Raw genomic sequence first — 25,294 nt, forward strand, 5'->3', positions numbered from 1 at the left:
GCCGCAGGTGCGAGCAGGTCCCAGCTTGGTCACAGGACTTCTTGATTCAAGCGTGGCCTGATTTAGGCGAACTCGGCTGTTGATCAGCCACCCTTGGCCAGACCGTCGCACCTGCGTGGGCGGCCGTGGCCACCGGTCGCCGCATTCAGGAACCCAACCCATGCCCCCAGCCCTGTCCGAAGCCCTTTCCACCCCCCTTGTCACGCTGCGGGAAACCCAGGCGGTCGCCGTTCCCGCAGCGGACACCCATCGTCTGCGCAACGGCCGCCCCCTGGCGCCGCAGGTGATCACCGGCACCGTCGCCGCCGTCGACGCCCTGGCCATCCTGGCCACCGGCCTGGCCGCCTCCGACTTGGCGGACGGCACCGTGGCCCGTCCCCTGTTCGGCCTGGTGCTGATCATCGGCCTGGCGCTGGGCATGTACGCCCTGCGCTGGACCGGTGCGCGGCAGCTGCACCGCCTGTGCAAGCCGACCGACGGCCTGCTGCCCCTGGCCCTGGCCTGGGCGGCCACCGCCGGTAGCCTCGTCGCGCTGCTGTACCTGCTGGGGGCCTTCGACCCGCCCATGACCAGCTGGCTGGCCATCTGGTCGCTGCTGGCGCTGGGCGCCCTGGTGGCGGGCCGCCTGGCGACCTGCCTGACCGTAGGCTCCTGCCAGCGCGCCGGGCGCCTGACCCAGGCCGTGGCCATCGTCGGCACCGGGCCGGAGGGCCAGCGCCTGCTGCGCCGCTACCGCGCCAACCCGCGCGACGACCGCCATGTGGTGGGCGTTTATGATGACAACCGCGCCAGCCACGCCCGCTTCTGCGTCGGCTACCCCATCCGGGGCGGTTTGGATGACCTGCTGGGCGAAATCCGCGAGGGCCGGGTGGACCGGGTAATCCTGGCCATGCCGCTGTCAGACGACAATCACGCCCTGGCCGCGGCCCTGGCCAAGCTGAGCTTGGCGCCGGTGGACGTGGGCATCAGCCTGGACCAGGTGGATATCCACCGCCAAGCGGGCGGCTGGCGCGAGGGTGCCGGCGATGAGCCGCCGGTGCTGGACCTGCTGAGCCACCCGCTGACCGGTTGGCGGGCCATCGCCAAGACGGTCGAGGACCGGGTGCTGGCCGCCATCATCCTGGTCATGATCTCGCCCATCATGCTGGCCATCGCCTTGGCCATCAAACTGGAAAGCAAGGGCCCCGTCCTCTTCAAGCAGAAGCGCCACGGCTATAACAACCAGCTGATCGAGGTGTACAAGTTCCGCTCCATGTACCACCACATGGCGGACGCGAACGCCGAGAAGCTGGCGCAGCGCAACGACCCCCGCATCACCCGCCTGGGCCGCATCCTGCGCCGCACCAGCCTGGATGAGCTGCCGCAGTTCATCAACGTGCTGCGGGGCGAGATGTCCATCGTCGGCCCTCGCCCGCACGCCCAGTCGGCCAAGGCCGGCGGCCTGCTGTACCGCGACGCCGTCGCCCATTACGACAGCCGCCACCGCATGAAGCCCGGCATCACCGGCCTGGCCCAGGTCAGCGGATGGCGCGGCGAGACCAGCACGGTGGAGCACATCGTGAAGCGGGTGGAGCACGACCTCCGCTACATCGAGACCTGGACCGTGCTGGGCGACCTGAAAATCATCGCCCGCACCATCACCAGCAGCATCTTCACCAAGAACGCCTACTGACATCAACGGCATCGGGCTCGCCTCGTGCCGTTGTAGGACGCGCCCCGTCCCCATGAAAACGCACCCGCCGGAAGGTTCCGGGGAACGCGGTGGACTGGAAACTGAGGAAGCCAAGCGGGCGGATGCCCGCACCCGGCGCCTGAGGGCGCCGGCGATAGACCACCACAGAAGGGACCGTAGCCCATGCGCTGCCTCTGGATCACGCTGGCCGACCCCGATCCGCCCCACAACGGACAGTTCATCTATTCCGGGGGGCTGATCGGCAGCCTGGCACAAGCGGGCGCCGATATGGCGGTGCTGGGGCTGAGCCGTCCGGACGGCAAGCGTGCCGATGGCGCGCGCGAGACGCCCGGCGCCGGCGCCATCGCCTGGCACCTGGCGGAGCATAAGCCCCGTTCCCGCTGGAGCAGCCTGCGATCCCCCCTGCCCAACATCGCCCACCGCTGCGGCACGCCGGACATGCATGCCCGGGTGCGCCGCCTGCTGGCGACGGAATCGTGGGACAGCGTCGTGCTGGACGGCATCGGATCGGGATGGGCGCTGGCGGACTTCCTGCGCCGCTACCCCGACCGCCACAACCGGCCCAAGCTGGTGTACGTCTCCCACAACCACGAGGAATCGTTGCGCGCCCAACTGGCGCAAAACCAATCCAACCTGCTGAAGCACCAGGCCATGCGCTTCGATGCCGCCAAGGTGACGCACCTGGAACGCGCCATCGTGAAAGAGGCGGACCTGATCACCGCCATCACCCCCGACGACGCCGACCTCTATCGCGAACACTGGCCCGACAAGGCCATGGCCGTGCTGACCCCAGGCTATCGCGCGACGGAGCGCGAGAAGAAGCCCATCAGCCGCGACCTGCCCCGCCGCGCCGTCATCGTCGGCAGCTTCGACTGGATCGCCAAGCGCATGAACCTGGAAGAGTTCATCAGCGTGGCCGATGCCATCTTCGCCGCCAACGGCGTGGAGCTGGAGGTGGTGGGTAGCGGCGACGCCACCTTCCTGGCCAGCATGCGCAAGCGCGTCCTGGCCACCCGCTTCACCGGCACGGTGGACGACGTGCGCCGCCACATGGACGCGGCCCGCATCGCCCTGGTGCCGGAACGCAACGGCGGCGGCTTCAAGCTGAAGGTCCTGGATTACGTCTTCAACCGCCTGCCCATCCTGGCCCTGAAGGGCTCCGTAGCCGGCGTGCCGCTGGAGCAGGAGGAGAGCATCCTGCTGTACCCGGGACATGAGGATCTGGCCATGGGCGTGGTCCAGTCCATCGACGACCTGGACCGCCTGAACAACCTGCAGGACGCGGCCTATCGCGCCTGCCGCGACAGTTTCCACTGGACCAGCAGGGGGCCGCAGTTGCTGACGGCCATCAGCGCGGCATGACGACCTGGACAGAATGGGCGGGATACGGCGCCGTTCCCCAAGACAGCGCCGCGCAACGCCAGCCGCTGGGGGTTGTGGATTGGGTGTTGCTGGTGGGATTCCTGCTGGGTATCTATACCGGCTTCGCCATCCAGATCACGCCCAACGTCCCCTTCCCCGCCGCCATTTCCGGCATCACCGGGGTCATTCTGCTGTGGCGCCGGCGGCACCGCATCTCGCCGGCCGGCCTGGCCGCCTTCCTGGGCGTGACCCTGCTGCTGCTGGCCTCCATCCTGTACGCGCCGGGGCTGGACCTCTTGTCCAAGCGCACCACCGGCCTGCTGCAGATGATCTATTCGCTGGCCATCTCCTACGCCCTGTTCCTGACGGTGGTGGAGGCGGGACCGGCCGCCTTCTGCCGGCTGATGCTGGTCTTCATCCTGACCATCATCGTCGGCACCCTGCTGGAGACCTACGCCGGCCTGGCCGCCATCAGCGACGCCGTGCGGCAGAAGATCTATACCTCCGGCGTCTATGATGCCGACATCCGGGACGAACTGCTGTACGGCAAGGTAAGGCCCAAGCTGTTCACCTCGGAACCATCGGCCGTCACCTTCTCCTACACCCTGTTCTCCTTCTGCTGGCTGCTGACCAGCACCTGGAAATACAGGCGCTTCGGCTATCTCGCCATGATGGCGGCGGCCATGGTGGCCATGCCCGGACCCACCCTGCTGCTGATGCTGCTGCTGCTGGGCCTGCACGAGATGGTGCCGAAGGGGGAAGAGCACACCCGCACCCTGCTGAGCGTGCGTCTGATCAAGATCGGCGTCATCGCCGCCTTGGCCCTGATCGCCTTCGCCATCATCGCCAGCTCGGTCTATGCCGCCCGCCTGGACAACATCGCCAATGGCGATGACGAGAGCTTCTTCTACCGCGTCATCGGCCCCTTCCTCGTGACGGTGGAGGTGCTGAAGAACCACCCCATCCTGGGCATCGGCCTGACGGGCGAGCAGATGATCGCCGACAGCATCGCCACCGTCTTCCTGCGGTCCGGTGCCTTCTCCCCCCTGTGGAGCATCCCGGATCCGCAGGAGGTGATGACCAATTACTTCTGGCTGCACTGGGTCTACCTGGGCATATGCGGCGGCGTGGTGCTGATGCTCGCCATCACCGGCTGGCTGCGCAGCCTGGGTGTCCACGCCCTGGCGCTGTGCTGGCTGGGCTGGGCCATCCTGGGCCAGGCCTCCGGCGCCTATGTCAGTCCCAAGACCTGGACCGTGCTGATGCTGATCGCGGCCTGCAGCATCCTGCACGCCGAGGCCCACAAGCGGAAGACGGCGCCGTCGGCGCCCATCCCGGCCCCTCCCCCACCACCCCGGCCTTATCCGCCGGGCACGCTGGTCGCCATCGGCGGCAATGGCCGACCCCGACATCGTCCCTAGTTAGCTTCCCCTGGCCGGCACAGCTGAAAAAGACCGGTTCTGACACCATAGCCACCAAGCCCCGAGGCAGAGTGATGACCCTTGTGACCCAGTGGACGGCCCCTGACATCGGCGCATGGGCGCCGCAGCGATCCTGGGGGGTGGAGGCGCCCGGACCGGGCATGGCCCGCACCGACTGGGTCCTGCTGGTGATCTTCCTGCTGGGCATCTATACCGGCTTTTCCATCCAGATCACGCCCAGCGTGCCCTTCCCCGCCGCCATCGCCGGCATGGCCGGGGTCATTCTGCTGTGGCGCCGGCGGCACCGTATCTCTCCCACCGGGCTGGCGGCCTTCCTGGGCGTGACCTTGCTGTTGCTGGCCTCCATCCTCTACGCGCCAGGCCTGGATTTGCTGTCCAAGCGCACCACGGGCCTGCTGCAGATGATGTATTCGCTGGTCATCTCCTACGCCCTGTTCCTGACGGTGGTGGAGGCGGGGGCGTCGGCGTTCTCGCGCCTGATGCTGGTGTTCATCATCACCATCGTCATCGGCACCCTGCTGGAAAGCTATGCCGGTCTGAACCGCATCAGCGACGCCGTGCGCCTGGCGATCTATCACCAGGGCATCTACGAGTCAGACATCCGGGACGAGATGCTGTATGGCCGCGTGCGGCCCAAGCTGTTCACGACGGAACCGTCGGCCGTCACCTTCGCCTACACCCTGTTCGCCTTTTCCTGGCTGCTGACCAGCGACTGGAAGTACAAGCGCCTGGGCTATCTGGCCATGACGGCCGCTGCCATGGTGGCCATGCCCGGGCCCACCCTGCTGCTGCTGGTTCTGCTGCTGGCGCTGCACGAGCTGGGCCCCAGCGATGACGCCAGCCAGTCCACCACCACCCGCATCCTCAAGCTGGCGGCCGTGGGCATCCTGGCCATAACCGCCTTCGCCATCGTGGGCAGCACGGTCTACGCCAACCGCCTGCACGAGATCGCCTCAGGCAATGACGAGAGCTTCTTCTACCGCGTCATCGGCCCCTTCCTGGTGGCGGTGGACGTGGTCAAGCACCACCCCATCCTGGGCGTGGGCCTGACGGGGGAGCAGCTGGTCAGCGACAACATCGCCGACGTCTTCCTGCGCTCCGGCGCGTTCAGCCCCTTGTGGAACATCCCTGAGCCCAACGAGGTGCTGATCAACTATTTCTTCCTGCACTGGGTCTATCTGGGCCTGTGCGGCGGCATCGTCATGATCCTGGCCATCAGCGGCTGGTTGCGCGCGCTGGGCGTGCGCGCCGTCATGATGTGCTGGCTGTCCTGGGCGGTGCTGGGCCAGGCCTCAGGCGCCTATGTCAGCCCCAAGACCTGGACCGTGCTGTTCCTCATCGGCGCCTGCAGCGTGCTGCACGCCCAGGCCAAGCGGGCGGCCGCGGCCCCCGTCCCCGCCCCGCTGGAGCCTGCCATCCTGCCGGCGGCGGCCCTGCCGCCCGCCCCGCCCACCATCCCGCCGCTGGCGGCCCTGCACTGATCCGACGACCACCGACCTGACGACAAGGGGGCGCATCCCATGGACACCTGGCCGATCGCCCCCTCCCCCACCGAGCCGGAGCCCGAGAGCGCGCCCGAGCGTCCGGGGGACGATGCCCTTTCCCCCGTCGACCTCGGCGGCGCCATCGACCTGCCGCCCAGCCCGTCAGAACAGCGGGCCGCCGCCGCCCTGATGCGGGCAGCCTACGCCCTGTCCGCCACGATGTCCGATAAGGCGCCCCAGGCGCCGCGGCAGCCTAAGCCGATTACCGTTGAAAACCGGCTGCCAGCCTCAGGATTGCTGGTTTAGGGGGTCAACGCTACTCTCATAATCGCATCGCCGGCATTAAGTGCAGCTGACGTGTTCTGAAAGCACGATCCATCGGCCGAATGCCTTAAAAACCCAGAATGGACCTCCGCACCCCCATACACCGGCCGAAACCAGCGCAACGTGCCACATTGGCATTGCGATGAAATTAGCATCCATTAAAGGATATGGCGCACATTTCTTTTCTTCGCCAACGAGGTAAACTCCAAGACAGAACTCATATCCCTTGCTTTCACTAAATTTGTGAATGATTGCATCAGGGTACTTATGCTTTATCAAGTTTATTATTTGATCATTCGGATCTGAGCCATTAACAGAAAAATAATACTCTCCCGAGAGCCCTTTATTCATTTCGAGGAAATTCAACAGAGCCGTCAGTGCAGCCTGCTCCACGTCTTCTGCATAGAGTGACGTTGGCGGGAATTTCCACATGAGAAAAAGGCATATAAGTACAGAGCATGATAGAGTCGAAAGAATACTGCATATCCATCCACCCCTAATCAGTTTAATGATGCGCATTGTCGGCTCCCTGATGATGGAGCGAAAAATTATCAGCGCACGCCTCATTATCTTGGCACGCTCTCCCTTGGTCTTGATGCCCCCATTCATGCATAATAACAAATCTCATTGTCTTTTCAGGTGATGTGGATCTCAGTCCGGGGATTTCGGCTTGTGCGGCAGCAGTCATATAAATCTCGCTGTAGTTTCCCCACGTATGGCCACCAATAATCCTCCTGCCATCGCCTTCTGATGCCGCTTTTTGCGCCTCCTTTAATGAATCAAATTTATGAACACTTTTATCCGGCCATCGAACTGCGAATTTCGGAACAAATCTGAAATCTGGAAATAAGTTTCCCATAATTTGGCTCTGGGTTGGCAACACACCCGCCGCGCGCAATTCCTTTATTTGGTTATTGAACAACCTCTCGGCGTCTTTTGGCTTCAGAATTGTTTCCGCCTTTACGTCGAAGACCTCATCCTTTTTCTCCGCATCTTGAGCTTGCAGCTGGGTGTTGGTTTTTACATCGAAGCCCTCGTGGGACGGTATAACGTCCGTTACCCTGCCGCCATCAGCCGTCCAGCGCCCATCCTCATCACGGGGCTGATTATCCCTGTACTTCGCCAGGTTGTCATTGGCCCGCGCCAACCGGACGGCGGCGTCCCAATCCAGTTCGGGCAGGCGCAGGTGCACGGCACGGATCATGGCCTGGGTCAGGTCGCCCCGATTCAGCGCATCGGCGATCTTGGCCAGGCCGGGCAGCACGGTGGTGCCAGGGTCCGCGCCGGCATAGGCGCGCTGGAGCAGCACCGCCACCTCGGCCGCCGGGCGGGCCTGGAAGCCGCCGGCGCCCTTGGCCAACAGGGGCACGCCGGCCAGGGCCAGGCCCTCGGCCGTGCAACTGACGCCCAGGCCGCCGGGGCCGTTGCTCACGCGGTGTCGACGCTGCCAGCCATCCATGATCGCCCTCCCTGTTGTTGGAAGGGCAACATATGTTCTTTATTTGTTCTTGTCAACTTGCGCGCGAGTACCGGCGACGGATGTCGCCGGCCCGACCCCCGCTTTTCGGAACCTGCTATTCCTGAGCCAGCTCGGCCGCGATGTTGGCCAGGGTGCCGGGGGATTCCTGCCGTGGCAGGAACAGGAAGTTGTTCACATAGTCGGCGAATTGGCTGCGCGCCAAGCCGGGGCGGTAGTCCTGGATGTCCTCCGGACGCTGCATGGTGGCGACATCGAAGTCGTCCAGGGTGCGCAGCTTGTTATGGTACAGGAAATAGCCCTGGTAATCGATGGCGTCAAAGAAGCGGGCGATGCGGTCGATGGAACCCCGGGCGTGCCGTTCCTCGATCTCCACCAGGATGCGGGGGCGGGAACGGGCGATGGTGTCCCGGCTGCCCTCCAGCACCGCCTCCTCATGCCCCTCCACATCGATCTTGATGAAGGCGACATCGCCGGAATAGACGGCGTCCAGGGGGGAGGAGGTCACCTTCAGCTCGCGTTGCGCGGGCTGGTCGGCCAGCGCCGTGGGCGACAGGGTGGACAAGCCGGTCTCCGGCTGTCCCGCCACCACGGGGATGTGCAGTTGCGCCATGCCCGAGGTTTGCGACAGAGCCGTGGGGTAAACCACCACGTCGTCACCGAACTTGGCCGCCAGGCGCTCCGCCAGCCAGGGCACCGGCTCGAAGGCGTACACGCGCCGGGCATGGGGCCGCATGAAGTGAATATAGCAGCCTTCGTTGGCGCCCACGTCGATGGCGTCGCGCCCGGGCTCGCAAAGATGGCGTACCAGGCGGGTTTCGGCTTCACCGAAATGCTCGAAATACTTGTGTTCAAGCCACAGCATCATCGGCGTGGGACAGACGGTGCGAACCAGTTGCTTCGCGCCGCGTCTCAGCGCACCGGGGATCATTCAGCCACCTCCTCGGCGAAGGTCGTCGATACCGGCTGCGGCGGGTGCCGGGAGAACAGGGACCGGACCAAGCTGGTCATGGCGTCCCGGCTTGGCCGCATCAGCAGGAAGGCCACCCCGGCGGTGAGCATGCCCACCACCGCGGCCACCGCCAGGGCCACCAGGGGCGCCGCCAGCAGGCTCTCAGGCATCACGCCGTTCCTCAAGATCCAGACGACGCCGGCCACGGCCAGCGACGCCACCACCGAGGGCGTGATGCGCAGATATAGATCGCGCTGGGTCACCGGCCCCTGCCCCGCCGCCAGGTAGAAGCAAACCGGCAGACGTATGACCAGGCCGATGGCGGCATACGCCCCCGCCACGCCCACGGCACCATAGGGGATGCCGGCGACGAAGGAGGCGATGGCCAGGGCCACGTCGATGGCGGTGGAGCGCAGCAGATCGCGGGACCGCCCCTGGGGCAGGTAGATCAGGCCGGCCGTCATCAGCGTCGGCTGCACCGCAGCCACCAGGGCGAAACAGGTGATGAGGGGGGACATCGCCTCCCACTTCGGGCCGAACAGCAGGTTGGTCACCCAGTCGGAGGCCACGGCGGCACCGGCAGCGGCCGGCATGGTAACCATGGCCACCCGCTCGATCAGGACACCGAACGCCCGGCGGAAGCGCTGCGGCTCATCCACCAGGCGGCTGAGAGCCGGCATGGCCACGGAATAGAGCGGCGCGTTGATGCTGTTGATGGGGACCAGCACCAGACGCGCGGCGCGTTCATACAGGCCCAGGGTCGCGGCGCCAAACAATCGTCCCACCAGGATCTGATCGATGCTGCGGGCCAGGGTGGCCAGGATACCGCATCCCGAGACCGACAGGCCGAAGCCCAGCAGCTCAGGGATGCCCGGCGTGCGCCGGGGCAGCGACGGTCGCCATCGGCATAGGATCCAGCAGCCGGTCATGACCAGCAGCGGGGCGGCCAGGCGTTGCGCCACCAGGGCCCAGTGGCCCCAGCCCTGGAAGGCCAGGACCACGGCGACGACGAAGGCCATCAGCTCACTGCCCGTCTCGGCGATGGCGATGGCGGAGAAACGCATCTGGCGGCGCAGCAGGGCCCAATGCTGGACCGTGGCGCCGCTCATGACGAAGCCCAGGGCCAGCCAGCGGGTGACGGCTTCCAGGTCGGGTTGCCCGTAGAAGCGGGCGATGGCGGGTGCGCCCAGGGCCAGGCAGCCGGCGATGAGGCAGCCGGCGCCGGTGTTGATCCAGAACAAGGCGCTGACCTGTTCGTGGGTGATGTCCGTCTTCTGCATGGTGGCGGCGGACAAGCCCAGTTCCTTCACGATCTCGAACAGGGCGGTCATGGCGCCGACCATGGCGATGAGGCCGAATTCCGCCGGCGCCAGCACGCGCGCCAGCACGATGACGGATCCGAACTGGGCCACCAGCTTCACCACCTGGGCCCCCAGCATGACCGTGCCCCCGCGGGTCGCCCGGCGGCCGATGTCACCGATCAGGTGGGCGGTATTCAGATCGCCGTTCCGATCACGCATTAACACCTCTCACCGGCGGCCCTGAAGTGCGGACCGCCGTTGTTGGGGTGGAACCAATGCCCGGCCCGGCGAGGGCAATCGCCGAACCGGGCATTGGCGGCGACGCCCCGGGCGGCGGGGAGAGCCGGCGCCCCGGGGATCGTCGCTGTCAGGCATGGACCACCGGCGCGCCCCGGACGGAGCCGATATTCTCCACATACCAGCGATAGGTCTGGGCAAGGCCGTCGTCGATCGACGTCGGCGCCCGCCAGCCCAAGGCCTCCAGGCGGCTGTTGTCCATGATCTTCCGGGGCGTGCCGTCGGGCTTGCTGCGGTCGTGGACGATCTGGCCCTGGAAACCCACCACCCGGCAGATCCGTTCCGCCAGCTCGGCGATGGAGACCTCCTGGCTGCTGCCCAGGTTCAGCGGCTCCTCCTCGGAATAGTGCTTCATGACGAAGACCATGCCGTCGGCGGCGTCATCGACGAACAGCAGTTCGCGCAAGGGCGTGCCGCTGCCCCAGATTTCCAAGGTCTTGGCGCCTTCCTGCTTGGCCTTGTGCGCCTTGACCATCAGGGCCGGCACCACATGGCTGGCCATCAGGTCGAAGTTGTCGCCGGGACCGTACAGGTTGGTCGGCATGACCGAGGTGAAGTCGCAGCCGTACTGGCGGCGGTAGGCCTGGCACAGCTTGATGCCCGCGATCTTCGCGATGGCGTACCACTGGTTGGTCGGCTCCAGCGGGCCGGTCAGCAGCGCCTCTTCCGGGATGGGCTGGGGCGCCATCCGCGGATAGATGCAGGAGGAGCCCAGGAACAACAGCTTCTCCACGCCCGAGCGGTGGGCGCTGTCGATGATGTTCGCCTCGATCATCAGGTTGTCGTAAATGAACTCCGCCGGCCGGGTGTCGTTGGCATGGATGCCACCGACATGGGCCGCCGCCAGGAAGACGGCGTCCGGACGCAGATCCTTCATCCACTTGTCCACCTGGCCGCTGTTGCGCAGGTCACAGTGGTGGCGGCCGACGGTCAGGACATCACATCCCTCCCGCTCAAGCCGCCGCACCAGGGCGGAGCCCACCAGGCCGCGGTGACCCGCGACCCAGACGCGCTTATTGCGCAGCTCGTAAGGGGGCTTGTGCATCGTGCTGTCCTTCCCACTGCTTGACGGGGGTGCGATCCAGAAGGGCGCGGTCGGCGTTCACCATCTCGAACACCAGTTCCTCGAAGGCGATCTTGTGCTCCCAGCCCAGGACCGTCTTGGCCTTGGTCGGGTCGCCCAGCAGGAAGTCCACCTCGGCCGGGCGGTAGTAGGCCGGATCGACCGCCACCAGCACCTTGCCGGTGCGACGGCAGTAGCCGCGCTCGTTCACGCCTTCGCCGCGCCACACCAGCGGGCGGCCGATGCAGTGGAAGGCCAGTTCCACGAACTCGCGCACCGAATGCGCCTCACCGGTGGCCAGCACGTAGTCGTCGGGCTTGTCCTGCTGCGTCATCAGCCACATGCCCTCGACATAGTCGCGGGCGTGGCCCCAGTCGCGCCGGGCCTCCAGGTTGCCCAGGTACAGGCAATTCTGCAGGCCGCGCTCGATGGCGGCCACGGCGCGGCTGATCTTGCGGGTGACGAAGGTCTCGCCACGCTCCGGCGATTCATGGTTGAACAGGATGCCGTTGGAGGCGTGCATGTTGTACGCCTCACGGTAGTTCACCGTGATCCAGTAGCCGTACATTTTGGCCACCGCGTAGGGGCTGCGCGGATGGAAGGGCGTCGTCTCCGACAACGGCTCGCTGCTGATGCCGCCATAGAGTTCGGAGGTGGAGGCCTGGTAGAAGCGGACATCGTCCTGCATCTTCAGCGACCGCACCGCCTCCAGCAGACGCAGGGTGCCGGTGGCGTCCACATTGGCGGTGTATTCGGGCATCTCGAAACTGACAGCCACGTGGCTCATGGCGGCCAGGTTGTAGATCTCGGTCGGCCGCGTCTCGGCGATCAGGCGGGTCAGCACCATGCTGTCCGTCATGTCGCCGTAGTGCAGAGAGAACTCGAAGCCGCCCTCATGGCGATCGCGGTAGATGTGATCCAGCCGGTCGGTGTTGATGGACGACGAACGGCGCTTGAGGCCGTGGACCACATAACCACGGGCCAGTAGGAACGAGGCCAGGTAAGACCCGTCCTGGCCGGTGATACCGGTGATCAACGCGGTTCTATTCGACATACGCTGCTCCGTTCATCAAAGGGTTGATCGCTGTTTTCAGCAAAATCTTGGGGGTTCTGTTCTTCAGGGTTGTTGTTCGCGGGGGCGCTTCTTTCCCTTGTTCTAGACGCCCCTTGTCCTGGCGGCCGGCCGGCGCGCCCGTGCCCTCACGGGAACAGCACGGCGCGGGCGACGCGGTCCCAGGTGTAGGTTTCCAGCACGTGGTTCTGGCCGCGGGCGCCCATGACGGCCAGGCGCTGCGGATCGGACACGGCGTGGATGATGAGATCGGCCAACACCTGGGGGTCGGCGTGCGACGCCAGGAAGCCGTAGCGGCCGTCACCGGTGATCTCGGGCAGGCCGTTGCGGCGCAAGCCCAGCACGGGGGTGCGGGAGATCAGCGCCTCCAGGTACACTTGGCCCCAGGGGTCGTTCAGCATGGGCTGCACCAACAGGGAAGAACGGCGGTACAGCTCCTGCAACTCCACCCATGGCAAGGCGGACCGGAAGTCGATGGCCGGATGCTCCGGCACCCGGTCACGCACCGAGGGGTCGGCCACGATGGTCAGGGTCAGGTCCGGCCGGCGCAGCACCGCCTGCTGGAAGGCCTCGATGACCAGTTCGCCGCCCTTTTCCCGGAACAGGTGCTTGCAGACGAACAGCAACTTGGGCTTGGCGTAATCCTTGGGTCCGATGTAGGGCTTGATGTCGCCCATGCCCGAACCCACCGCCGTCACCCGCGCCGCCGGCACGCCGTAATGGCTGATGATGTGGTCGCGCACATAGCGGCCGAAGGTGAAGATGTGGTCGACGCAGTGCAGCGACCGCCGCTCCAGCTCCTCATAGGCTTCCAGCGCGCGGGCACTGTAGCCGGCGATGTCGGGGCGATGCTCCGCCGCCAGCGCCCAGGTGTGATCGCAATAAAGGTAGTGGTGGATACGGTGCGCCCGGTCGGCCATGGGATCGGCCGTGGCCTGCGCCTCCACCGCCGGCAGGTCGAGGGCGCCGGTATGGATGATGTGGCGGGTGCCGCGCTCCGCCGCCTTGGCCGCCAGCTGGCGCGCCAGATGGCGCCGGGCGGGGGCCGCGCGGTACAGCTGCTCCGACGTCATGAGCCTGCCGTAGCCGCCCATCACGTGGCGCGCGGCCAAGCCCATCTTGAAGGTCTTGGATAGGTGGGGGTGAAAGCCCTCCACCGTCACGCCCAGCTTTTCCAGGGCCACGCCCAGGTTGCGGGGGGCCCCCGACCAGGTGCGGGGATGGGCGGGATCGCCGAAGACCGAGGTGATGGCCACGTGGTCAAAACGGCGCTCACCCGCCTCACCCTCCGTGATGACCGGGCGGGCGGGCGTCTCTTCCCCGGAAAACCCACCGAAAACCGGCGGCTGCACGGGGCGCCCGGACGGATGCGATTGGGACTGGGGGGTGTGCACGGCCACGGCCTTGGTCACTCCGGTCGGTTGATCGGCGGCGGGATCGGAGGTGCCTAGAAACCCGTCCGGCGCCGCGGCGTTGTGGATAGGTGGTTCGGACACATGAACCCGCTGATGTCGTGGCTTAAATCAAACAATCCCGGCGTCAAACCCGCCAGTGACCAACCTGTGACCGGGGGTGCTTTATCTGCCCCATTTCAGTCACAGGGGCTACCCCAACGGAAAAAAGGCATATGCCCTTTAATGATAAGACGGCCCTGTTTTGTCACAGCACGGAAAATCCGCCCAGGTCCATGATGAATTACTTCGCATTGGCCGCTAATGGGGACGCTCCGTGCCGTCAAGAATTCCCAGTGCAGCATTGATGGACAATAGTCAGGCTGCCACCGCCGCCGTTTCACCCACCGACACCGCCGCGACGCCGCAGGGCGGCATGCCCGGCGGTGACGTCCTGGGCGATTGGATGGCCCAGCGCGTCGGCCCCGGCGCCGCTCCGGCGGACAAGGCCGGCGTGGTGTTCCTGACCCAGGACGTAACCGATGTCAGCACCATCAAACGGGTGCGGGAATTCCTGGACAACGGCCTGCCCGTCCTGGTCCTGGGGTTTGAGCGCGAGCGGTACAACAGCGGCTATCGGCCGCCCTGGCCCCACGTGCTGCTGGGCCGCACCGTGGACGGCAAGTACGCCCATCGCCTGCAGGCTCTGGCGGGCGCCCTGCGCGTCATCTTCCGCCACCGCCCGCGCCTGACCGACGCCACCATCCTGTACGCCCGCAACATCGACCAGCTGCTGCTGGCCCTGGTCATGAAGCTGTTCATCAGCCGGCGGGCGGAGGTGGCCTACGAGGTGCTGGATATCCAGCCCATGTTCGTGGCCCACGGCCTGCGCTCTTTCCTGCTGCGCCTGGTGGAACGCCTGTGCCTGACCCAGGTGAAGCTGCTGGTGCTGTCCTCCCCCGGCTTCCATCGGCATTATTACGCGCCCACGCAGAAGTTCCGGGGCCCATGGCTGCTGGTGGAGAACAAGCTGCCCCGTGTCGGCCTGCCCGAACGGCCGAAGCCCGCCGCCACGGTGGCGGCCGAGATTCAACCCGCCGGGGCCCAGGCCGCCGGCACCAAGCCCCTGATGCCGCCGCACCGCCCCTGGGTCATCGGCTATTTCGGCCTGATCAGGGGGGAGCAGACGGTTGACCTGATGCACCGCCTGGCCCAGCGCCTGCCCGATCGGCTGCAGATCCGTTTCCGCGGCGTGCTGACCACGGTGGATGAGAAGCGCTTCTTCAAAACATTGGAGTCCTGCCCCAACATCGTTTACGGCGGCCGCTACGACCATCCGGGCGAATTGGCCGACATGTACGCCGGCGTGGATTTCGCCTGGGCGCTGGACCTGGAAAACACCGAGCACAATTCACGCTGGCTGCTGCCCAACCGCTTCTACGAGGCGGGCTATTTCGGCGTGCCCTGTCTCAGTGTCCAAGGGTTCGAGGTCGACCGCCTGGTGCGCCGACACGATGTGGGCTGGGGTTTCGAGCCGCCGCTGGAAGATACCATGGTCCGCTTCTTCCAGGACCTGACGGTCGAGGAGTACGAACGCAAGCGGCAGCGCCTACTGGCCCTGCCCGACGAGACCTTCGTCGCCGGTGAGGAGATCCGGGCCCTGTGCCGTTTTTTCGCCCGGCGGGCCGCGACCCCGATGGAAAAGCCGCCAGTTGAGAAGGGGATGCAACCGCACCCCGCCTCCTGATCCGCCGCCGCCGATTTATCGCGGACCCATCAAAAGCCCCCCGAGTTGTCGGGGAGAAGACTGTGAAGGGAATAGGCTATGAGCGACACCGTTGTGGTGACCGGCGGCGCCGGTTTCATCGGCAGCCACGCCTGCAAGGCGCTGGCCGAGGCGGGGTTCAGCCCCGTCACTTATGACAATCTCAGCCGTGGTCCCCGGGAGGCCGTGCTGTATGGCCCGCTGGAGGTGGGCGACATCGGCGATGTGGACCGGCTGACCGCCGTGCTGCGCGACTACGATCCCTGCGCCGTCATGCATTTCGCGGCCTATGCCCATGTGGGCGAGTCCGTCAGCGACCCGCTGCTGTATTACCGCAACAACGTCTCCGGCTCCGTTGGCCTGCTGGAAGCCATGCGCGACGCCGGCGTCACCAATCTCGTGTTCTCCAGCACCTGCGCCGTCTATGGCGTGCCGCAACGGGTGCCGATCACCGAGGGCCACCCCCAGGCGCCCATCAACCCCTATGGCGCCAGCAAGCAGATGATGGAGCGCATCATCGCCGACTGTGAACCCGCCTGGGGCCTGCGCGCCGTCGTGCTGCGCTATTTCAACGCGGCCGGCGCTGACCCGGATGGCGACCTGGGGGAGAACCATGACCCCGAGCCGCACCTGATTCCCAACGTGCTGGACGCCGCCCTCGGCCGCAAGGACGGGCTGACGGTCAATGGCGCCGACTATCCCACGCCGGACGGCACCTGCATCCGCGATTACATCCACGTCAGCGACCTGGCCCAGGCCCACATCCTGGCGCTGAAGCACCTGCTGGACGACGGCCCGTCCATGGCCCTGAACCTGGGCAACGGCAACGGCTATTCCGTGCGCGAGGTCATGGAGGCGGCGGAGCGAGTGACCGGCCTGCCCATCCCCTGGCAGGTCGGCCCCCGCCGGCCGGGCGACCCGCCGTCCCTGGTCGGCGACGCCACCCAAGCCCGCCGCATCCTGGACTGGACGCCGGAGCGCGGCGGCCTGGACGTGCAGATCGCCGACGCCTGGCGCCGCCGCCTGCGCGAACTGCAGGCCTCGCAGGAGGCGGGGGTTGCCGCAGCACGGAAAACCGCATGATCGCATGATCCCACCAGCGGCGTGCAGCCGCCGTAGGACGCGACCGCGTCCGCCGAAACGAGCACCGCCAGGTAACGTAATGGGGGGCGCAGTGAGGAAGCCAAGCAGGCGGATGCCCGCGCCCGGCGCGTGAGGGACAATCAAAGGGTCTCGATGAAACCGTCGCGCACCGTCACCGGCCAGGGCAGCAAGCCCTGGCCGGGGCACGGTCCGGCGACGCAGCGCCCGGTATCGATGTCGAACAAGGCGCTGTGCCAGCTGCAGCGGATGACGTCCCGGCCGGTCAGGTCCTGGGCGAGGTAGTCGTCCAGGGTGAAGGCCAGGGGCACGCCGGCATGGGGGCAGCGATCAACGTAGCCCATGACCGCCTCCCCCCGCCGCACAACGAAGCCGTGGAAACGGTCGCCCTGGATCTCCAGCACGAAGTTGCGGGCGCTGAGCGGCGCCAGCTCCGCCACCGCGCACAAGCGCACCCCGGCCGGTGTCCGGGTCAGCCGCGGGCGGATGCCGCCCGGCACGGGCGCGTCGCTCAACGCACGGCCCGCAGGGCGTCGATGAACCGCGGCACGGTGGCCAGCGTCAGGCCGGCCAGGTTGGCGCGACCATTGCCCACCATATAGACGGCATGGTCGCGCCGCAGCAGGGCCACCTGCTCCGGCGACAGGGGCAGCAGCGAGAACATGCCGCGCTGGCGCCCCAGGGGGGCCAGCCAGGCGTCACCGGCGGCCAAGGCCTGGCGCACCTGGTTGATGCGGGTGCGCATGGCGTCCAGCTCCGCCCGCCACTCGGCGGTCAGCCCGGCGTCGTCCAGGATGACGCGCACCAGGGCGCCGCCGTGGTCGGGCGGCATGGACCAGTTGACGCGCGCCAGCAACAGGATGTTGGAGCGCATCAGCGCCGTGCGCGCGGGCGTGCCGCCCTTGGCGTAAAGGGCGCCCACGCGTTCCCGGTACAGGCCGAAGTTCTTGTCGCAGGAATAGGCCACCAGGGCGTCCGGGGCGGCATCCAATACCAGGCGGGCGCCGGCGGCATCCTCCTCCAGCCCGTCGCCCAGGCCCTGGTAGGCAAGGTCGATGAGGGGGATCAGGCCGCGCTCGGCCACCACATCGGCCACCGCCCGCCACTGGGCCTGGTCCAGGTCGGCACCGACGGGGTTGTGGCAGCAGCCGTGCAGCAGCACCACGTCGCCGGCGGCGGCACCCTTCAGGGCCGACATCATCTCATCGAACAGGATGGTCTGGGTCGCCTGGTCGTAATAGCGGTACGTGGCCACGGTGAGGCCGGCGGAGGTCATGATGGGCGCGTGGTTGGGCCAGGTGGGCGTGCCCAGCCAGACCTTGGCCCCAGGTCCCTTGGCGTTTTTCTGGGCGGCGTTCACCAGTTCCGCCGCCAGGCGCAGGGCGCCGGTGCCGCCGGGCGTCTGCACCCCCACCATCGTGTCGGCCGGCATCGCCTTGCCGAAGATGATAGGCTGCAGCAGCTCGGTATAGCGGATGTCGCCCTCGGGGCCCAGATAGCTCTTGCTACCCTGCGTCTCCAGCAGCCGGCCCTCGGCCGCCTTGACGGCGCGCATCACCGGCGTGGCGCCGCTGTCGTCGCGATAGACGCCCACGCCCAGGTCCAGCTTCTTGGGCCGCGGGTCGTCACGGTACAAAGCGATCAGGGACAGCAGGACATCGGCGGGCTGCGGCGTCAGCGCGTCGAAAGGCGTCGGGGCGGACATCGTGGAGACTCCCTTATGGGCGGGGCTGGATCCGCCCCCAGTGGCGGCACCCCTATCGTTGCTGAATGATTTTATGCGAAACCTGTGACAATGTCCTTTCATTGACGCGCCACGGGAACCCGATATGGGAATCGCATTTCGCCGGATTGGGAAAAATGAAAGAGATTGATCAGTTCGATGAAATCGACCACCGCATCCTGCGCGCCCTGCAACGCGACGCCAGCCTGAGCCACGCCGCCCTGGCGGAGGAGGTGGGCGCCTCCCCCGCCTCGTGCTGGCGGCGCATCAAGGCGCTGGAGGGGGCCGGCATCCTGGGCGCCACCGTGCGCCTGGTGGACGCCACCAAGGTCGGCCGGGGCGTCAGCGTCATGTGCCAGCTGCGCATGAAAAGCCACGCCACCAAGGACCGGCAGGAATTCGAGGCCTTCATCCAGACGCGCGGCGAGATCATGGACTGCCACAGCATGTCGGGCGAATGGGATTATCTGATGCGGGTGGTGGTGGCCGATGTCGCCAGCTACGAGCGCTTCCTGATGCGGGAATTGCTGGCCCACCCGGCCGTGGCCGCCGCCGCCTCGCACTTCGCGCTCAGCCAGGTGAAATACACCACCGCCCTGCCGATCTGATCTTTTCCATTTCCGGTGCCTTCCTTTCACCGATGGCCTTTCACCGATGGCGTTTGGGCCGCGAAACCTTTTCAGGCCTGCCGGGTTCCGCCAGCGCGATTGAAAGGTTTTCGCGGGAGCCGCCGCCCATCTACGCTGATGGCCCGAAACTGGTGGCGTTTATCCATTTGACAAGCGGCGGACATCGCCCCTTATATCGTTTCAAATGAAACGATCTGGTGGAGGCAGCGGCCATGACCCAGGACAGCATCCGAGACAACGCGCCCTTTGACATGATGAGCGGCTTCGGCAACAGCGTCGCGACCGAGGCCGTGCCCGGCGCCCTGCCCGTGGGCCGCAACTCACCGCAGAAGGTGCCCTTCGGCCTGTATGCCGAGCAACTGTCGGGCAGCGCCTTCACCGCCCCACGCACGGAGAATCGCCGCTCCTGGCTGTACCGCCTGCGCCCCACCGCCAGCCACGCGCCGTTCACGGCCTATGGGCGGGCCAGCCTGCTACGGTCCGGCCCGTTCGATGAGGTGCCGCCCACGCCCAACCGCCTGCGCTGGGATCCGCTGCCCCTGCCCGACGCGCCGACCGACTTCGTCGACGGGCTGGTGAGCTATGGCGGCAACGGCGACGTGGGCACCAACAACGGCATCGCCATTCACCTCTACGCCGCCAACCAGCCCATGACGGCAAGGGTGTTTTACAACGCGGACGGCGAGTTGCTGCTGGTGCCGCAGCTGGGCCGCCTGCGCCTGGAGACGGAGCTGGGCCGGCTGGAGGTGGCGCCGGGCGAAATCGCCGTGGTGCCGCGCGGCGTGCGTTTCCGCGTCCTGCTGCCGGACGGCGCCGCCCGGGGCTATGTCTGCGAAAACTACGGCGCGCCGTTCAAGCTGCCCGACCTGGGGCCCATCGGCGCCAACGGCCTGGCCAACCCGCGCGACTTCCTGACCCCCGTCGCCTGGTTCGAGGATGTGGATGAGGCCACCGAGGTGGTGCAGAAGTTCCAGGGCCGCCTGTGGACCACCACCCTGGACCACAGCCCTCTGGACGTGGTGGCCTGGCACGGCAACCTGGCGCCCTACACGTACGACCTGGCGCGGTTCAACACCATCAACACCGTGTCCTACGACCATCCGGACCCGTCCATCTTCACGGTGCTGACCGCGCCGTCGGAAATCGCAGGCACGGCCAATTGCGACTTCGTCATCTTCCCGCCGCGCTGGATGGTGGCGGAGGACACGTTCCGGCCGCCCTGGTTCCACCGCAATGTCATGAATGAATTCATGGGCCTGATCCACGGCCAGTACGACGCCAAGGCCGGCGGCTTCGCGCCTGGCGGCGCCTCGCTGCACAACTGCATGAGCGGCCACGGCCCCGACCGCACCAGTTACGAGCGGGCGGTGGCGGTGGACCTGAAGCCGCACAAGATCGAGAACACCATGGCCTTCATGTTCGAAAGCCGCTGGGTCATCCGCCCCACCCGTTTCGCCACCGAGACCCCGCTGATGCAGTTGGACTATGATGACTGCTGGGCGGGCTTCACCAAGGCCGAGCTGCCGCGATGAACATTCCCCTGATCGATGAGACCCACAACCCGGCTCTGACCAGCTGGGTCAGCAGCGCCAACGGCCACGCCGAGTTCCCCATCCAGAATCTGCCCCTGGGCGTGTTCAGCACCCGGAATGAGGCGCCGCGCGGCGGTGTCGCCATCGGCGACTGGGTGCTGGATTTGGCCAAGGCCGGCCGGTCCGGCCTGCTGACGGGGGATGCGTTGGACGCCGCCATCGCCGCCAGCGGCCCAACGCTGAACCCGCTGCTGGCCCTGGGGGCGGGCCCGCGCCGGGCGCTGCGCCGCCGGCTGTCGCAGCTGCTGGCCACCGGCAGCGATGACCAAGGCATCGTGGAAGGCCTGCTTTACCACGCGGCGGACTGCACCCTGAATCTGCCCACCGCCATCGGTGGCTACACGGATTTCTACGCCGGCATCCACCACGCCCTGAACGTCGGCCGGCAGTTTCGCCCCGACAACCCGTTACTGCCCAACTACAAGCATGTGCCCATCGGCTACCACGGCCGCGCCTCTTCCGTGCGCGTGACCGGGGCGGAGGTACGCCGGCCTAACGGGCAGCGCAAGGCCCCGGATGCGGAGGCGCCGACCTTCGGCCCCAGCCAGCGCCTGGACCTGGAGCTGGAGCTGGGCATCTGGATTGGCCCGGGCAACGAGTTGGGCACGCCCATCGCCATCGGCGCGGCGGACAGCCACATCGCGGGCCTCTGCCTGCTGAACGACTGGTCGGCCCGCGACCTGCAGGCCTGGGAATACCAGCCGCTGGGCCCCTTCCTGGCCAAGAACTTCCTGACCACCGTGTCGCCCTGGATCGTGACGGCAGAGGCGCTGGCCCCCTTCCGCACCCGCCAGCCGGCGCGCGGCCCCGACGACCCCAAGCCCTTGCCCTATCTGTGGGATGAGACGGATCAGGAGCGCGGCGCCTATGGCATCGAGCTGTCCGTGCTGATCCGCACGCCCAAGATGCGCGAGGACAAGGAGGCCCCGCACCGCCTGGGCACCGGTCCCGCCACCAACCTCTATTGGACGGCGGCGCAGTTGGTGGCGCACCACACCTGCAACGGCTGCGACCTGAACCCCGGCGACCTGCTGGGCACCGGCACCATCTCCACCCCCGACGACAGTGGCGTGGGCAGCCTGCTGGAGTTGACCCGGGGCGGCAAGGCGCCCATCACCCTGCCCAATGGCGAGACGCGCACCTTCCTGGCCGATGGCGATGAGCTGATCCTGGCCGGCCGCGCCGTGGCCGACGGCTATGTCTCCATCGGCTTCGGCGACTGCCGGGGCCAGGTGACGCCGGCGTTGAACATCTGAGAAAGGGGAAAGCCATGACCCAGCAGAAGGTCATCATCACCGGCGGCGCCGGGGTCCTGGGCGCCACCGTGGCCCAGGCCTTCCGGGCGGCCGGCCATCACGTCGCCGTGGTCGATCATGCGCCCGCACCCGCCGTCGTGACGGAGGGCGTGCTGCACCTGGGCGGTGTGGATCTGACGGACGAGGCTGCCGCCCGTACCGCCTTCCAACAAGCCAAGGTGGCCATGGGTGGCGCCGACGTGCTGGTCAACGTCGCCGGCGGCTTTCGCTGGCAGACGGTGGCGGACGGCGATCCTGCCGCGTGGGAGAAGCTGTTCGCCATCAACGCCCGCACCTGCCTGAACATGTGCCGCGCCGCCATCGTGCCCGAGGGCGGCCTGTCGGATGGCGGCGCCATCGTCAACGTGGGTGCCGCGGCGGCGGAGAGGGCGGGCATCGGCATGGGCGCCTATGCCGCGTCCAAGGCTGCCGTCGCCCGCCTGACGGAAAGCCTGGCGGCGGAGCTGGGCGGGCGCATCCGCGTCAACGCCGTGCTGCCCCTGGTCATGGACACGCCGCAGAACCGCGCGGACATGCCCGGCGTCGATCCCAAGACCTGGACCGCCACGGCGGCCGTGGCCGACGCCATCGTCTTCCTGGCCAGCCGTGCCGCCCGCGCCATCAACGGCGCCCTGATCCCCGTCACCGCCCCCACCGCCGACTGAAGGAGCGCCCCATGGTTGCCCGCCTGAACGCCGCCGATCTTCCCCCCCTGCCCGGCTGGACCGTGACGCCGGAGGGCGACGCCATCACCCGTCGCTGCGTCTTCACCGATTTCCGCGCCGCCTTCGGCTTCATGACCCAGGTGGCCCTGCTGGCGGAAAAGGCGGACCACCATCCGGAATGGTTCAACGTCTACAACCGCGTGGACATTCGGCTGACCACCCACGACGCCGGCGGCCTGTCGCAACGCGACGTGGACATGGCCCAGGCCATCGACCGTTTGTTGCCCGTCCTCTGACCTTCGGGACACAATCGGCATCACCGCACTTGCGCACGGGGGGCAATGGCGATTAGAGGTGATCGCCTCCACCAACCCGCATCCCCCGTGTGCTGCCGGTGAAAGTCCTTATCGCCGACACCGTCCATCCCAACGACCCCGGCCGCATCGTCGAGGCGGACCTGATGGCTGCCGGGGCCACGGCCATTGTGCGCCTGGGCGCCGGTGAGTTGCTGGCCGACGCCGTCCTGCGTGAGGCGCCGGATCTGGTGATCGTGGACATGGCCCGCCCCGACCGCGATGGGCTGGAGGACATCCGCGCCATATCGCGCCACGACCCGCGCCCCATCGTCATGTTCGTGGACCAGGACGACCCCGCCTTCATGGAGGCGGCGATCGAGGCCGGCGTCAGCTCCTACAACGTGGTCGGTGCCTCGCTGCCCGTCCTCAAGCCAGTGGTGCAGGCGGCCGTGGCCATGTTCCGCCGCTACCGCCAGGTGGAAACCAGCCTGCACAAGGCCGAGACGTCCTTGCGCGAGCGTGAGGTGGTGGACCAGGCCAAGGCCCTGCTGATGCGCCAGCGCGGCATGGCGGAGCCGGACGCCTATCGCTGGCTACGCCGCCAGGCCATGGAGCAGAGCCGCAAACTGGCCGCCGTGGCCGCCGACATCGTGGCCGCCGCTGAACAAAAGAAGGGAGGCGGGTCATGACCGTTTCGCGCCCCGTCCGCATGGGCCTGCTGCGCCTGACCGACAGCGCCCCGGTCATCCACGCCCAGACCGCCGGCCTGTTCGCGGCCGAGGGCCTGGACGTCACCCTGTCGGTGGAACCCAGCTGGGCCAACCTGGCGGACAAGCTGTCCTACGGCCTGCTGGACGCCGCCGTGATGCTGCCGCCCCTGGTGCTGGCCATGGCGCTGGGCCTGCGCCCGGCGGCGGCCCGCCTGATCATCCCCATGAGCCTCAGCCAGCACGGCGACGCCGTGACCCTGTCCAATGAGCTGGCCGAGCCCATTCTGGCGGGCGGGCGCCCCGACGACGCCGAGGCCGGGCGCCGCCTGGCGACGCTGCTGCGCGCCCGTGCCCAAGCCAACGGGCCGCGCGTCACCCTGGCGGTGGTGCATGCCTGGTCCACCCACGCCCTGCTGTTCAAGCGCTGGCTGCACGCCGCCGGCATCGACCCCCAAGCCGACGTGGACTGGGCCATCGTGCCCCCGGCCGACAGCGTGGCCGCCATCGAGAGCGGCCGTATCGACGGCTTCTGCGCCGGCGCCCCCTGGGGGGCCGTGGCCGCGGCCGCCGGCGTGGGCCGCACCGTGGCCCTGTCGTCCGACATCATGCCCGGCCATCCGGAAAAGTGCCTGGCGGTGCGCGAAGCCTGGGCCGAGGAACAGCCCGAGGCCCTGCAAGGCCTGCTGCGCGCCCTGCTGCGCTCGGCCAAGGACTGCGCCGACCCGGCCAATACCCCCGCCATCGCCGCCACCCTGGCCCAGCCCACCTTCCTGAACCTGCCGCCCGACATCATCGCCGCCTCCCTCCCCGGCGGCGCCCGTGAGGGCGTGGGCCAGGACACCGACGTCTGCCGCTTCGCCATCCCCGAGGCCACCCGCCCCACCCTGGCCCAGGCCCGCTGGTTGCTGGACCAGATGGCCCGCTGGCGCGACCTGCCGGTCAGCGCGGCCGAAGCGGACACCCTGGCGACCCGCATCTATCGGCCGGATTTATATGAGGCCGCGCAGGCGGTAAGCATCTCACCCTATTGATTGGGTCTTAAATGACGCACATATTGCGCCCAGAATGACGCGCACGTTTCGTGCGCATGTTTCTGGAGGTCACTATGCGCACGAAATCCTCTCAGGAAAACGCTTTCGCCCGAAAAAATACCAACGTGTCACTTCCTGAGGACATGGTCTCCGAAGCCAAAAACCTGGGTATCAGCATTTCGCGCGCCTGTGAACGCGGGTTGGCAATGGAGATTTCAGAACGGAAGGCAGCCCTGTGGCTCGAAAAGAACCAAGCGGCAATCGACGAATGGAATGCCTTTATTGAAGAAAATGGCGTGCCTTATGCGCAATTTCGGCAATTCTGATGGCTCAGCTAGATCTCTATCGGGTCAGAGGAGAGGGTGGATATGCCCTCGAAATCCAAGCTGATCTGCTGAGCGGCCTAAAGACGGCAGCAGTCGTTCCTCTTCGCCCTGGGAGCAGCAGTCCTGGAGCTTTAGACCGGCTAAATCCCATCTTCACAATTGACGGGATCGACTATGTAATGGTCACGCAATTTATCGCCACCATTCCCCGAAAAGAGCTAGGTCCACCAGTCGGATCTTTAAATCGTGCCCACTATTTCGATGTCATCAACGCCCTGGACATGCTGATTTCCGGCTCTTAGC

25 protein-coding genes are annotated in these 25,294 nt (G+C 67.0%); 16 read left to right on the plus strand and 9 right to left on the minus strand.

Going from position 1 to position 25,294, the window contains the following annotated elements:
* Positions 1 to 160: 160 nt before the first annotated feature.
* The 5 genes from FBZ89_RS04440 to FBZ89_RS04460 all read left to right on the plus strand — a co-directional run bounded on the left by FBZ89_RS04440 (position 161) and on the right by FBZ89_RS04460 (position 6,287).
* On the plus strand, positions 161 to 1,672 hold the full coding sequence (locus FBZ89_RS04440) for an undecaprenyl-phosphate glucose phosphotransferase (RefSeq protein ID WP_145748804.1): 1,512 nt from the start codon (positions 161 to 163) through the stop codon (positions 1,670 to 1,672).
* 183 nt (positions 1,673 to 1,855) lie between these two features.
* Positions 1,856 to 3,055 carry a glycosyltransferase gene (locus tag FBZ89_RS04445; RefSeq protein ID WP_145621193.1) on the plus strand — a complete coding sequence of 400 codons (1,200 nt, stop codon included), beginning with the start codon at positions 1,856 to 1,858 and terminating at the stop codon, positions 3,053 to 3,055.
* Entirely contained in the window at positions 3,052 to 4,476 is a 1,425-nt protein-coding gene (locus FBZ89_RS04450; protein WP_145748805.1) for a hypothetical protein, read from the plus strand. The genes FBZ89_RS04445 and FBZ89_RS04450 overlap by 4 nt, the downstream gene beginning before the upstream one ends.
* A 74-nt stretch (positions 4,477 to 4,550) precedes the next feature.
* A complete protein-coding gene (locus FBZ89_RS04455) occupies positions 4,551 to 5,978 on the plus strand; it encodes a hypothetical protein (protein ID WP_145748806.1) in 1,428 nt (475 codons plus the stop codon).
* A gap of 39 nt (positions 5,979 to 6,017) precedes the next feature.
* Complete coding sequence (locus FBZ89_RS04460; protein ID WP_145748807.1) at positions 6,018 to 6,287, plus strand: hypothetical protein; 270 nt, start codon at positions 6,018 to 6,020, stop codon at positions 6,285 to 6,287.
* Positions 6,288 to 6,323: 36 nt separating this feature from the next.
* Here FBZ89_RS04460 and FBZ89_RS04465 read toward each other — a convergent pair whose 3' ends face one another.
* The 7 genes from FBZ89_RS04465 to FBZ89_RS04495 form a co-directional block, all read right to left on the minus strand.
* A complete protein-coding gene (locus FBZ89_RS04465) occupies positions 6,324 to 6,737 on the minus strand; it encodes a hypothetical protein (protein WP_145748808.1) in 414 nt (137 codons plus the stop codon).
* 73 nt (positions 6,738 to 6,810) lie between these two features.
* On the minus strand, positions 6,811 to 7,764 hold the full coding sequence (locus tag FBZ89_RS04470) for a hypothetical protein (RefSeq protein WP_145748809.1): 954 nt from the start codon (positions 7,762 to 7,764) through the stop codon (positions 6,811 to 6,813).
* 115 nt (positions 7,765 to 7,879) lie between these two features.
* On the minus strand, positions 7,880 to 8,713 hold the full coding sequence (locus FBZ89_RS04475; protein ID WP_145748810.1) for an FkbM family methyltransferase: 834 nt from the start codon (positions 8,711 to 8,713) through the stop codon (positions 7,880 to 7,882).
* On the minus strand, positions 8,710 to 10,254 hold the full coding sequence (locus FBZ89_RS04480) for a lipopolysaccharide biosynthesis protein (RefSeq protein ID WP_145748811.1): 1,545 nt from the start codon (positions 10,252 to 10,254) through the stop codon (positions 8,710 to 8,712). The genes FBZ89_RS04475 and FBZ89_RS04480 overlap by 4 nt, the downstream gene beginning before the upstream one ends.
* Positions 10,255 to 10,402: 148 nt before the next feature.
* Positions 10,403 to 11,377 carry a GDP-L-fucose synthase gene (gene fcl / locus FBZ89_RS04485; protein ID WP_145610270.1) on the minus strand — a complete coding sequence of 325 codons (975 nt, stop codon included), beginning with the start codon at positions 11,375 to 11,377 and terminating at the stop codon, positions 10,403 to 10,405.
* Positions 11,346 to 12,449 carry a GDP-mannose 4,6-dehydratase gene (gene gmd, locus FBZ89_RS04490; RefSeq protein WP_145748812.1) on the minus strand — a complete coding sequence of 368 codons (1,104 nt, stop codon included), beginning with the start codon at positions 12,447 to 12,449 and terminating at the stop codon, positions 11,346 to 11,348. Before gmd ends, fcl begins: the two co-directional genes overlap by 32 nt.
* Before the next feature lie 146 nt (positions 12,450 to 12,595).
* On the minus strand, positions 12,596 to 13,963 hold the full coding sequence (locus FBZ89_RS04495; protein WP_145748813.1) for a glycosyltransferase family 4 protein: 1,368 nt from the start codon (positions 13,961 to 13,963) through the stop codon (positions 12,596 to 12,598).
* A 262-nt stretch (positions 13,964 to 14,225) separates the two neighbouring features.
* On the opposite strand from FBZ89_RS04495, the gene FBZ89_RS04500 reads away from it, so the two are divergent.
* Positions 14,226 to 15,605, plus strand: a complete 1,380-nt coding sequence (locus FBZ89_RS04500; RefSeq protein ID WP_145748814.1) for a glycosyltransferase family protein — start codon at positions 14,226 to 14,228, stop codon at positions 15,603 to 15,605.
* A gap of 78 nt (positions 15,606 to 15,683) precedes the next feature.
* Positions 15,684 to 16,706, plus strand: coding sequence for a UDP-glucose 4-epimerase GalE (galE, locus tag FBZ89_RS04505; RefSeq protein ID WP_145748815.1), 1,023 nt, complete (start codon positions 15,684 to 15,686; stop codon positions 16,704 to 16,706).
* Positions 16,707 to 16,846: 140 nt separating this feature from the next.
* On the opposite strand, the gene FBZ89_RS31415 is transcribed toward galE, so the two are convergent.
* Positions 16,847 to 17,239 (minus strand): Rieske (2Fe-2S) protein, encoded by a 393-nt coding sequence (locus FBZ89_RS31415; RefSeq protein ID WP_246172034.1) that lies wholly within the window; start codon positions 17,237 to 17,239, stop codon positions 16,847 to 16,849.
* Positions 17,236 to 18,429: an amino acid aminotransferase gene (locus FBZ89_RS04515; RefSeq protein WP_145748816.1), complete on the minus strand. Its 1,194-nt coding sequence runs from the start codon at positions 18,427 to 18,429 to the stop codon at positions 17,236 to 17,238. The genes FBZ89_RS31415 and FBZ89_RS04515 overlap by 4 nt, the downstream gene beginning before the upstream one ends.
* Positions 18,430 to 18,584: 155 nt before the next feature.
* Here FBZ89_RS04515 and FBZ89_RS04520 point away from each other — a divergent pair, with 155 nt between their 5' ends.
* The 9 genes from FBZ89_RS04520 to FBZ89_RS04560 all read left to right on the plus strand — a co-directional run bounded on the left by FBZ89_RS04520 (position 18,585) and on the right by FBZ89_RS04560 (position 25,293).
* Positions 18,585 to 19,055, plus strand: coding sequence for an Lrp/AsnC family transcriptional regulator (locus tag FBZ89_RS04520; RefSeq protein WP_145748817.1), 471 nt, complete (start codon positions 18,585 to 18,587; stop codon positions 19,053 to 19,055).
* A 233-nt stretch (positions 19,056 to 19,288) separates the two neighbouring features.
* Entirely contained in the window at positions 19,289 to 20,608 is a 1,320-nt protein-coding gene (gene hmgA, locus FBZ89_RS04525) for a homogentisate 1,2-dioxygenase (protein ID WP_246172035.1), read from the plus strand.
* Positions 20,605 to 21,924 carry a fumarylacetoacetase gene (gene fahA / locus FBZ89_RS04530; protein ID WP_186457196.1) on the plus strand — a complete coding sequence of 440 codons (1,320 nt, stop codon included), beginning with the start codon at positions 20,605 to 20,607 and terminating at the stop codon, positions 21,922 to 21,924. The genes hmgA and fahA overlap by 4 nt, the downstream gene beginning before the upstream one ends.
* A gap of 14 nt (positions 21,925 to 21,938) precedes the next feature.
* Positions 21,939 to 22,628, plus strand: coding sequence for an SDR family NAD(P)-dependent oxidoreductase (locus FBZ89_RS04535; RefSeq protein ID WP_145748818.1), 690 nt, complete (start codon positions 21,939 to 21,941; stop codon positions 22,626 to 22,628).
* A gap of 11 nt (positions 22,629 to 22,639) precedes the next feature.
* Positions 22,640 to 22,924, plus strand: a complete 285-nt coding sequence (locus tag FBZ89_RS04540) for a 4a-hydroxytetrahydrobiopterin dehydratase (RefSeq protein ID WP_145748819.1) — start codon at positions 22,640 to 22,642, stop codon at positions 22,922 to 22,924.
* A gap of 98 nt (positions 22,925 to 23,022) precedes the next feature.
* Positions 23,023 to 23,613: an ANTAR domain-containing response regulator gene (locus tag FBZ89_RS04545; protein WP_145748820.1), complete on the plus strand. Its 591-nt coding sequence runs from the start codon at positions 23,023 to 23,025 to the stop codon at positions 23,611 to 23,613.
* The gene (locus tag FBZ89_RS04550) at positions 23,610 to 24,665 is read left to right on the plus strand and encodes a CmpA/NrtA family ABC transporter substrate-binding protein (protein WP_145748821.1); all 1,056 of its coding nucleotides are present in this window, start codon (positions 23,610 to 23,612) and stop codon (positions 24,663 to 24,665) included. The genes FBZ89_RS04545 and FBZ89_RS04550 overlap by 4 nt, the downstream gene beginning before the upstream one ends.
* A gap of 74 nt (positions 24,666 to 24,739) precedes the next feature.
* Positions 24,740 to 24,991 (plus strand): type II toxin-antitoxin system CcdA family antitoxin, encoded by a 252-nt coding sequence (locus FBZ89_RS04555; protein ID WP_145748822.1) that lies wholly within the window; start codon positions 24,740 to 24,742, stop codon positions 24,989 to 24,991.
* On the plus strand, positions 24,991 to 25,293 hold the full coding sequence (locus FBZ89_RS04560; RefSeq protein WP_145748823.1) for a CcdB family protein: 303 nt from the start codon (positions 24,991 to 24,993) through the stop codon (positions 25,291 to 25,293). Before FBZ89_RS04555 ends, FBZ89_RS04560 begins: the two co-directional genes overlap by 1 nt.
* Position 25,294: the final 1 nt, after the last annotated feature.

It is taken from the genome of Nitrospirillum amazonense, assembly GCF_007828045.1.
GTDB lineage: Bacteria > Pseudomonadota > Alphaproteobacteria > Azospirillales > Azospirillaceae > Nitrospirillum > Nitrospirillum amazonense_C.